Origin of the sequence: Accumulibacter sp., assembly GCF_032229525.1 — a bacterium.
In the GTDB taxonomy this organism is placed as follows: domain Bacteria; phylum Pseudomonadota; class Gammaproteobacteria; order Burkholderiales; family Rhodocyclaceae; genus Accumulibacter.
This window is the reverse complement of the sequence record NZ_JAVTWB010000033.1, coordinates 1-7436: the sequence shown is the minus strand read 5'-3', so window position 1 is coordinate 7436 and position 7436 is coordinate 1. Positions and strand designations below refer to the sequence as shown.

Below are 7436 nucleotides of genomic sequence, written 5' to 3'. Positions count from 1 at the left end.
GACGACGGCCGACAGCAGCAGGCAGGGGGTCGGGCGCCAGCGGCGCGGCGGCCGCTGCAGCGGGGCGCTCATCGCCAGGGGCCTGCCGTCAGGAGGCGGCGCCACAGGGCCGCCCAGGTCGGCCAGTCATGCGCGCCCGGCAGCTGTGCGCTGTGCGCCGGCGGCAGGGCGGCGGCCATCATGCGCTGGGCGGGGGCAAAGCGGTCACTCTCGCCGAAGCCCAGCCAGACCGGCGGCACGGCTTGCCGAGCGAGGCGCTGCAGGGCGCGCCAGCCGCGCAGCTCGCCCTCGTCGGCGCCGAGAGGAGCGGCGGTCCACGCGGCCAGGGAGCCGGCGCTGGACACGGCCTGGGTGACCAGGCGGTTGCCGGGGTAGGGCGCGATCAGGATCAGCCCATCGACCGCGCCGGGATACTCGTCGGCGTGGATCAGCGCGGTCAAGGCGCCGATCGAGATGCCGCCGAGCAGCAGGCGCCGCTGCCCGTCGGCGCGCGCCGGCGCGATCACCGACTGGTGCAGGCGGCTGGCGAGGCTGCCGTCGGCGACCGAGCCGAGGTCGCAGTCGACCAGCAGCAGGCCCGCCTTCGGCAGCAGGCTGTGCAGCGTGGCAGCGAAGCCGTGTTCGAGAAAGTGCTCGGGTGTGTCGTAGGCGCCGGGCAACATCACCACCAGGGGCTCGAACGGGTCGCCACTCGCCGGCAACGCGGCGAGCGTGCGCAGCGGGCCGCCGCGACTCATGCGGGCCGCCGCGCCGACAACAGCGCGGCAAAGAGCAGTGCCAGCACCGCGCCGGGGCCGACGACGATACCGATCGCGTGCAGCACGGTGACGCTCGAGAAGGCCAGTACGCCGAAACCGGCGAGGGTGGTGAGGTTGGCGATCAGCAAGGAGGCGAGGGTGGCGCCTGGCAGCGTCTCGCCGTGCTCGCTGCCGGCGAAGAACAGCGCGTAGTTGGAACCCACCGCCACGACCAGCAACATGCCGACCAGATGCAGCAGCGTCAGGCGTTCGCCGGCCAGCGCGAAAGCGGCGACGAGCACCAGGATCGTCGCCAGCAGCGGCAGCAGTACCCGGCCGACGCGTCGGGCAGAGCGCAGGCTGAAGACGAGGACCGCGACAATGGCGGCCACGCCCCCCAGCGCCGCACGCCAGGCCTCGCGCAGGTAGCCCGAGTAGAGGCCGTCGGATTCCGCCTTCAGGTCGACAAATACGCTGTGCTCGGCCGCCGTGCCAGCCAGGGCGCTGCGAATCCGCTCGGCGTCCAGGGTGTGGGCGGCGGGGCCGCCAGGCGGGCTGCGCAGCGGTATCAGGGCGCGCCATTCCGCTCCCTGGCGGATCAGCATGGCATCCACCGCCATCGCCAGCGAGGTGCCGTCCATCATCGCGCGGGTCAGTGGCGGGGCCTGGCGGGCGGCTTCGACGTCGCCCACGAAGGCGCCCAGCTTGTCGGCCGAGAGCGGCAGCTCGCGGGTCGCGGCGACCAGGCGCGCAGCCAGCACATCCGCCGCCGGCAGGCTGTTGCGGCGGGCGGCCTGCTGCGCCAGGCTGGGCAGGAAGCGCACCGGGCTGTCGTAGCCGGCAATCACGCCAGCCGCCTGCAGGGCGTCGAGCGTCGGTGTCAGCCGGTCGGCCAAGGCCAGCGCGGCGTCGGCGGTGGCGGCGGTGGTGACCACCAGATAGCGCACATCGGGCGCGCCGAGGTCGGCGCGCAGGCTCGCATCCAGCGCCTGTTCTGCCTGCGAGGTGGAACCGAGTGCGGACAACTCGTGCTGCCAGAGGCGGTCGTGCCGGGCGAGCAGCACCGGCAGCGCGGCCAGGGCGAGGGCGACCGGCAGCCAGCGCAGCGGCTGGGCGCCGGCGATGATCCTTGCCAGCGCCTGCCCGAGTCCGGTCAAATCGCGGATTTTCAGGCTGTCCGGGGTAATCGCGGGCAACAGGCTGCGGGTCGTCAGGGCCGCCGCCGAGAGGCCGGCCATCGAGAACAGCCCGAGCTGGGCGAGGCCGGGAAAGCCCGACACCAGCAGGGCGCCGAAGCCGCACAGCGAGGTCGCCACGCCGAGGGCGATGGTCCGCCAGAAGAGGCGCGGAGCGCCGCCCCGGCCCTGGATGAAGAAGTAGATGGCGTAGTCCACCGCCTCGCCGATCAGGGTGACGCCGAAGCCGAGGGTGAGGCCGTGCACGCTGCCGAAAGCGAGACTGACCGCCATGATCCCGGCCAGCGCACCGGTGACCACCGGCACCAGGCCGAGCAGCAGCGCCAGCGGCGAACGGTAGACCAGCAGCAGCAGGGCGACGATCAGCGAGGCGCCGGTGAGTGCCAGCCGCATTGCCTCGTCTTTGATGGTGGCGCGGGTATTCACCGCAAACACCCCCGGCCCGGTCATGACCAGGCGCAAGGGCGCCAGACCGGGCTCCTGCGGCAGCTCGGCGAAGGCCTGCCTGACCGTGCCGATGGCGGCCTCGAGGCCATCGGTGTCGGCCCCCTGGGCGCGCGTCGTGGCCAGCAGCAGGCTGCGGGCGCCGTCACGCGAGACCCACACGCCGTTGCGTTTCGGCGGCTGGCTGCTGCCGCTCAGTGCTTCGAGCAGCAGCAGGGTCTCGCCGGTCGGATCGCGGGCCAGCAGGGGCTTGACCAGCATTCCCGCCGACGAGGCGAGGAGGTCGATGCTGGCGCCAATGGCGCGGTGCAGGCCCTCGCTGCTAAAGCGCTCGGGGGTGACGGCGGGGCTGAGTACATAACGCTGGCTGAACAGCCACTGGCGATCAGCCTCGAGATTGACCGCTTCGCCATTGCTGATCGAGACGAAGTCTTGCGCCTCGCGCAGGCGCTTGGCCAGCGCGCTCGACGCCCGCGTCCGTGCGTCGGCGTCGCCGCCTTCGATGCCGATCAGCAACAGGCGCGAGATCATGCCGTCGCGCAGCAGATCGACCAGTAGTTGCTGCTCGCGGCTGGGGGAAGTGGGCAGGAAGGCCGACAGGTCGGCGGTGAAGCGGGCCCGCGAAACGCCGACGGCGCAGGCCGCAAGCAGGGCCAGCCAGAGCAGCAGGATGGCCAGCCGTCGGCTCATCAGCGGGCGGCGCGGCCGGTCGCTGCGCTGCGTTCGATCTGCATCAGCGAGCGATCGCCGTCGGCTTGCAGGATCTCGATCGAGCGCAGTTCTCCGTCGCGCCCCTCGGCACGAATGCGCACGATCAGCGTCGCCAGCTTCGGGTCCGACGGCAGCAGGTGCAGCGTCCAGTGCTCGGGCCGACCCGAGACGCTGAGCTGCCAGCTGCGCTCGAGGGCGCGGCGGTCGCCGGCGAGGGTGGCGCGGATGCTGTCGATGAAAGCGGCGACCTCCGGATAGTCGCTCAACCTGAGTTGCTGGCTACGCCCCTCGCGGCGGATGGTCAGCACCTCGCCGTCGAGCACTACCGACTCGGCGCGCGGGGTGAGGGTGTGGCGTTCCAGCCGCGCGGGGGCGACATAGACCAGCTCGCCGCGCGAGACCAGCGGCGCGTCGAGGATGGCCAGATACTTGCGTTCGACAAAAGTCGCCCGGCCGCCGGTGTTGGCGGCGAGGGTCGCCATCAGTTGGGGCACGCCCCATTCGGCCGCGGCGCTGCAGCCGGCGCTTGCCGCGAGGACCAGTCCGAGCATGACGCGGCGAAAGCGGATCATCGTGGGTCGCCCCGCTGTTGCCAGAAATCGAAGAAATTGAACCAGTTGAACGGTGCCTCGCGGCAGCAGCCTTCAAGGCAGCTGGCGTAGGTGCGCACGGCGGCGTCGATGGCGCTTCCGCGTTGGTCGCGTTCGACGGTCGAGAAGTCGGCAATCCGCTCGAAACGGATGCGGTAGCGGTTGCCGCCGAGGTAGAGGCCGGCCATGAAGAGGACCGGCCGGCGCAGCATGGCCGCCATGCGAAATGGCCCGGTCGGAAACGACGCCTCGGTGCCCAGCAAGGGCACCGGCAAGGTGGCCTCCCGGCCGAGGGTGCGGTCGGCGAGGACGCCGACCAGGGCGCCGTTCGCCAGCGCATCCTGCACCTTGAGCATGGCATCGAGGTGGCCGAGCGCGATGATCTCCGGGCGGGCGGCCGGATTGATGGCGTCGAGTGCGGCGCTGATCTTGCGCGCGTTGTCCTCGTACATGGTGAGCACGACGCGCAGCGCCGGATGCTTGCGCCCGATGGCGCGGGTGACCTCGAAACTGCCGAGGTGTCCGCCGAACAGGAAACCGCCACGGCCGCTGGCGATCAGCTCCTCGATCAGGGCCGCGCCTTCGATCTCGATGTCGAAGAGGTCGAAGCGGTCGTTGAGCAGATAGACGCGGTCGTGGATGGTCGCCGAGAAACTGAAGAAATGGCGCGCGAGATCGCGCCATCCCGCCGGCCGGCCAAGCGCACGCTGCAGGTAGGCGCGCGCGGCGCGCCGTGCCGCCGGTGCGAAACAGAGGAAATAAGCGCTGATCAGGCACAGCACCAGGCGGCCGGCCGGACGGCCGAGGCGGAGCGAAATCCAGCTCATGATGCCCAGCATCGCCATGTTGCTGCGCTCCGGCCGCTGGACCCAGTCGGCATCCGGGGCGCGGCTGCCCGGTGCGGCGTGGGTCATGGTGACGGCTTGCCGCCGGCTGGCTGCAGCTTGCCACTGGCGATCAGGCGATCGCCGCTGTGAATGCGGAAGGCGATGGTCGCGCCGGCCGTCGGGGCGGCGAATTCGACGCCGAGTGGCTCGCCCGGGCCCGCCGGGCTGAGGAACTTGGCGGACGGGATGTTCCATCCGCCGACCGGCGCGGCGTGCTGCTCTTCCGCGGCCAGCAGCACGTGCGCCAGCAGCAGGGCGCCGGGGACGACCGGAGAGGCCGGAAAATGACCGGCGAAGGCCGGGTGATTTGCCGGGATGTCGAGGGCGACGCGAAGCGGTGTACCGTTGAGCAGCGCACGGCAGGCCGCCAGGGGCAGCTTGCCGGTGGCATTGCGTGGCAGGGCGGCCACCCTGAGCAGCGGGCGCGGCAGGAAGACCGGGTCGATGCGCTGGCGCAGCGCGGCGAGCAGCGCTTCGTTGCCGAGGGCAGGCGCTACCACCAGCGCGGCGAGGCGCCCGATGGTATCCGCTGCCTCGTCCGGCAGCAGGAAGCAGCCATCCGCCACCCCGGCAATGGCCAGCAGCTGGTGGTTGAGAAAGCCGAGCGACGAGCGCTTGCCGGCGATGTTGACCAGATCGGCGGTGCGCCCGCCCAGCGTGAAGCGTTCGCCGGACAGCGGCCGGATCTCGTCGGCGAGCGGCATCGCTTGCTCGATATGCCCGCCGGAAGCCCAGTGGCGGCCGTCGCGCTCATCGAGCACGACGCCGTCGAAAAGTTGCCACGCGTCGCCTTGCGTGCTCTGCCGGCTGGCGATCTGGCCGGTTTCGGTGCAGCCGTAGATTTCCAGCAGGTGGGCAGCGAAAGCGGCTTCAGCCTGCCTGGCGAGCGCCAGCGAAAGCGGCGCGGTGGCCGATAGCAGCCAGTCGGCGGGAGCCACGGATTGGTCGGTGGCGAGCAGGTGGCGCAGGTGGTAGGGGGTGGTGACAAGTAGCCGCGGACGCGGCAGGGCAGCCAGCACGGCCTGCACCTCGGCCGGGAAAAACGGGCGCTCGGCGGCGAAGCTGCCGCCGTTCTGGAGGGCCAGCAGGACGGTGGATTCGAGGCCGTACATGTGCTGGCTGGGGACCGTGCCGACCAGGTGAAAGCCGTCGCGCGGCAGGCCCAGTTGCGTCGCCGCGGTGCGCACGTTGCGCACCAGCTTGCCCCAGGTCTTGTGATGCGCCTCGGGGCGGCCGGTGGAGCCGGAGGTGAACACCCAGGCGACGGTGGTCTCGACGGCGATCTGTGGCACCTCGTCGTCTGCCGGCTGGAGGCTGGCCGGGGACTCCGGATAGCGGACGATCGGCAGGGCAAAGCGGGCTTCGTGGCGGTCGGTGAGCAGGAAGATATCGGCGGCGAAGACGCGCAGGCGCTCGACGACTTCGCCGGTCAGCGTGGACGGGAGCAGGCTGATGCGGCCACTGACCATCCCTGCGCACAGGCCCACGGCAAAGCGATAGCGGTCGTCGCAGGCATTGATGAAATGCCGCTCGGCGGGAAAGCGGGCGGCGAGCTGCCGTACATCGGCGAGGAACTGGCGGCGGGTGATCGGGCGCGCGGCTCGCCAGGCGACGATGGACAAACGGTCCGGATGCGTGATCAGGGGCAGCTGGGATGCCATGGCGGCTGTCGCGTGCTCAGCGGTTCGACGGCTGTTCCGGTCGCAGGACGGTGGCCGCCTTGAAAGCCACGCGTACCGACTCCAGCAGGCCGGTGCGCATCTCGGCCGGGATGCAGCGGCGGCGGAGAAGATATTCGATCAGGAAGACGGCCACGATCAGCGGCGCGGTGAGGAGATTGACGAACACTGACCAGGCGGCGATCTGGCCGCTGAAATAAAGCGCCAGCGAGCTGACGCTCATCACCACGAAGAAAACTGCCCACCCCAGCGTCACCCGGCGGGTGTAAAGAGCGACCAGCGGCGGCAGCGGGCCAGCACGTACCATCATCGCCAGGCGCGAGATCGTCGGCGTCGCGCCCGGGGCCAGCGAGCGGCCGAGCAGGATCGCCAGCACGGCGAAGGTTCCGGCATGCTGGAGCAGATAGATCCACGAGAAGCCGGCGGCGAGCGTCGTCCAGTTGGCCCAGAGAGCCGCGGCGGCGAGCAGGCAGGCAAGCAACAACGCCAGTCGATGCCGGCTGCGCCAGGAGAGCACCAGGGCGCCGAGCAGGTAGGGTGCAATGGCGAGCAGGGCGCCCGCCGTACTCGGTACGCCGCCGGCAGTGGTGGCATGGGCGAGCAGCAGGTAGGCGGCGGCCAGTGCCAGCAGGAGGATGCTGCGGGCGATTTGCCCGGGAGCCATCATTTCGTCCGGTTGGCCGCCACGTAGTCGCTGAGGCTGCCCAGGGACGCGAAAATACCGACGTTGTCGTCGTTGTCGGCACGCAGCGAGAAGCCGAATCGCTTCGAGACCACCAGGGCGACTTCGAGAATGTCGATCGAGTCCAGGCCCAGGCCTTCGCCATAGAGGGGGGCATCGGCGGCGATGTCGCCGGGTACGACCTCCAGATTCAGCGCCGACACGATCATCTCCGCCAGCTCGCGCTGCAGGTTTTCGTCGGGCTGGCTCAAGCCGGAATCGATGTGGGTCATGGCGTCTTGAAGAAAATGCAGGCTACGTCGTCGGGGTGGCCAAGGTGTCGCCGTGCGGGCGTCGTTCGATGCCCGGCCAGCTTGGTGGAGAGCGCATTCTAGCGGGCAATCGGGTCTGCGCCAAAGCTCGTCTTGCCAGCGCGGCGTCGCGAGCCGTTTTCGCTGTGCGCCGGGCGCCGCGCCGCTTGCCGTCGGCGCTCCGTTTGAGCGAAGGGTTGGACGATAGCACCTGCCAGTC

7 protein-coding genes are annotated in these 7436 nt (G+C 70.6%); all 7 read right to left on the bottom strand.

Going from position 1 to position 7436, the window contains the following annotated elements:
• Positions 1-68: 68 nt before the first annotated feature.
• Genes RUW20_RS02330 through RUW20_RS02300 form a run of 7 tightly spaced genes read right to left on the bottom strand, consistent with a single transcriptional unit; the run spans position 69 to position 7198 of the window.
• Positions 69-737 (bottom strand): hypothetical protein, encoded by a 669-nt coding sequence (locus tag RUW20_RS02330; protein WP_313950586.1) that lies wholly within the window; start codon positions 735-737, stop codon positions 69-71.
• The gene (locus RUW20_RS02325) at positions 734-3067 is read right to left on the bottom strand and encodes an MMPL family transporter (RefSeq protein WP_313950585.1); all 2334 of its coding nucleotides are present in this window, start codon (positions 3065-3067) and stop codon (positions 734-736) included. The genes RUW20_RS02330 and RUW20_RS02325 overlap by 4 nt, the downstream gene beginning before the upstream one ends.
• Positions 3067-3660, bottom strand: coding sequence for a LolA-related protein (locus tag RUW20_RS02320; RefSeq protein ID WP_313950584.1), 594 nt, complete (start codon positions 3658-3660; stop codon positions 3067-3069). Before RUW20_RS02320 ends, RUW20_RS02325 begins: the two co-directional genes overlap by 1 nt.
• The gene (locus tag RUW20_RS02315; protein ID WP_313950583.1) at positions 3657-4592 is read right to left on the bottom strand and encodes an acyl-CoA synthetase; all 936 of its coding nucleotides are present in this window, start codon (positions 4590-4592) and stop codon (positions 3657-3659) included. The genes RUW20_RS02320 and RUW20_RS02315 overlap by 4 nt, the downstream gene beginning before the upstream one ends.
• Positions 4589-6226, bottom strand: coding sequence for an AMP-binding protein (locus tag RUW20_RS02310; RefSeq protein WP_313950582.1), 1638 nt, complete (start codon positions 6224-6226; stop codon positions 4589-4591). The genes RUW20_RS02315 and RUW20_RS02310 overlap by 4 nt, the downstream gene beginning before the upstream one ends.
• A gap of 16 nt (positions 6227-6242) precedes the next feature.
• Positions 6243-6908, bottom strand: coding sequence for a hypothetical protein (locus RUW20_RS02305; RefSeq protein WP_313950580.1), 666 nt, complete (start codon positions 6906-6908; stop codon positions 6243-6245).
• Positions 6908-7198 (bottom strand): phosphopantetheine-binding protein, encoded by a 291-nt coding sequence (locus tag RUW20_RS02300; RefSeq protein ID WP_313950579.1) that lies wholly within the window; start codon positions 7196-7198, stop codon positions 6908-6910. The genes RUW20_RS02305 and RUW20_RS02300 overlap by 1 nt, the downstream gene beginning before the upstream one ends.
• Between the last annotated feature and the right edge of the window lie 238 nt (positions 7199-7436).

Coding starts and splice junctions, on each gene's coding strand:
- RUW20_RS02330 (WP_313950586.1), bottom strand. CDS start 737: ATGAGTCGCGGCGGCCCGCTGCGCACGCTCGCCGCGTTGCCGGCGAGT.
- RUW20_RS02325 (WP_313950585.1), bottom strand. CDS start 3,067: ATGAGCCGACGGCTGGCCATCCTGCTGCTCTGGCTGGCCCTGCTTGCG.
- RUW20_RS02320 (WP_313950584.1), bottom strand. CDS start 3,660: ATGATCCGCTTTCGCCGCGTCATGCTCGGACTGGTCCTCGCGGCAAGC.
- RUW20_RS02315 (WP_313950583.1), bottom strand. CDS start 4,592: ATGACCCACGCCGCACCGGGCAGCCGCGCCCCGGATGCCGACTGGGTC.
- RUW20_RS02310 (WP_313950582.1), bottom strand. CDS start 6,226: ATGGCATCCCAGCTGCCCCTGATCACGCATCCGGACCGTTTGTCCATC.
- RUW20_RS02305 (WP_313950580.1), bottom strand. CDS start 6,908: ATGGCTCCCGGGCAAATCGCCCGCAGCATCCTCCTGCTGGCACTGGCC.
- RUW20_RS02300 (WP_313950579.1), bottom strand. CDS start 7,198: ATGACCCACATCGATTCCGGCTTGAGCCAGCCCGACGAAAACCTGCAG.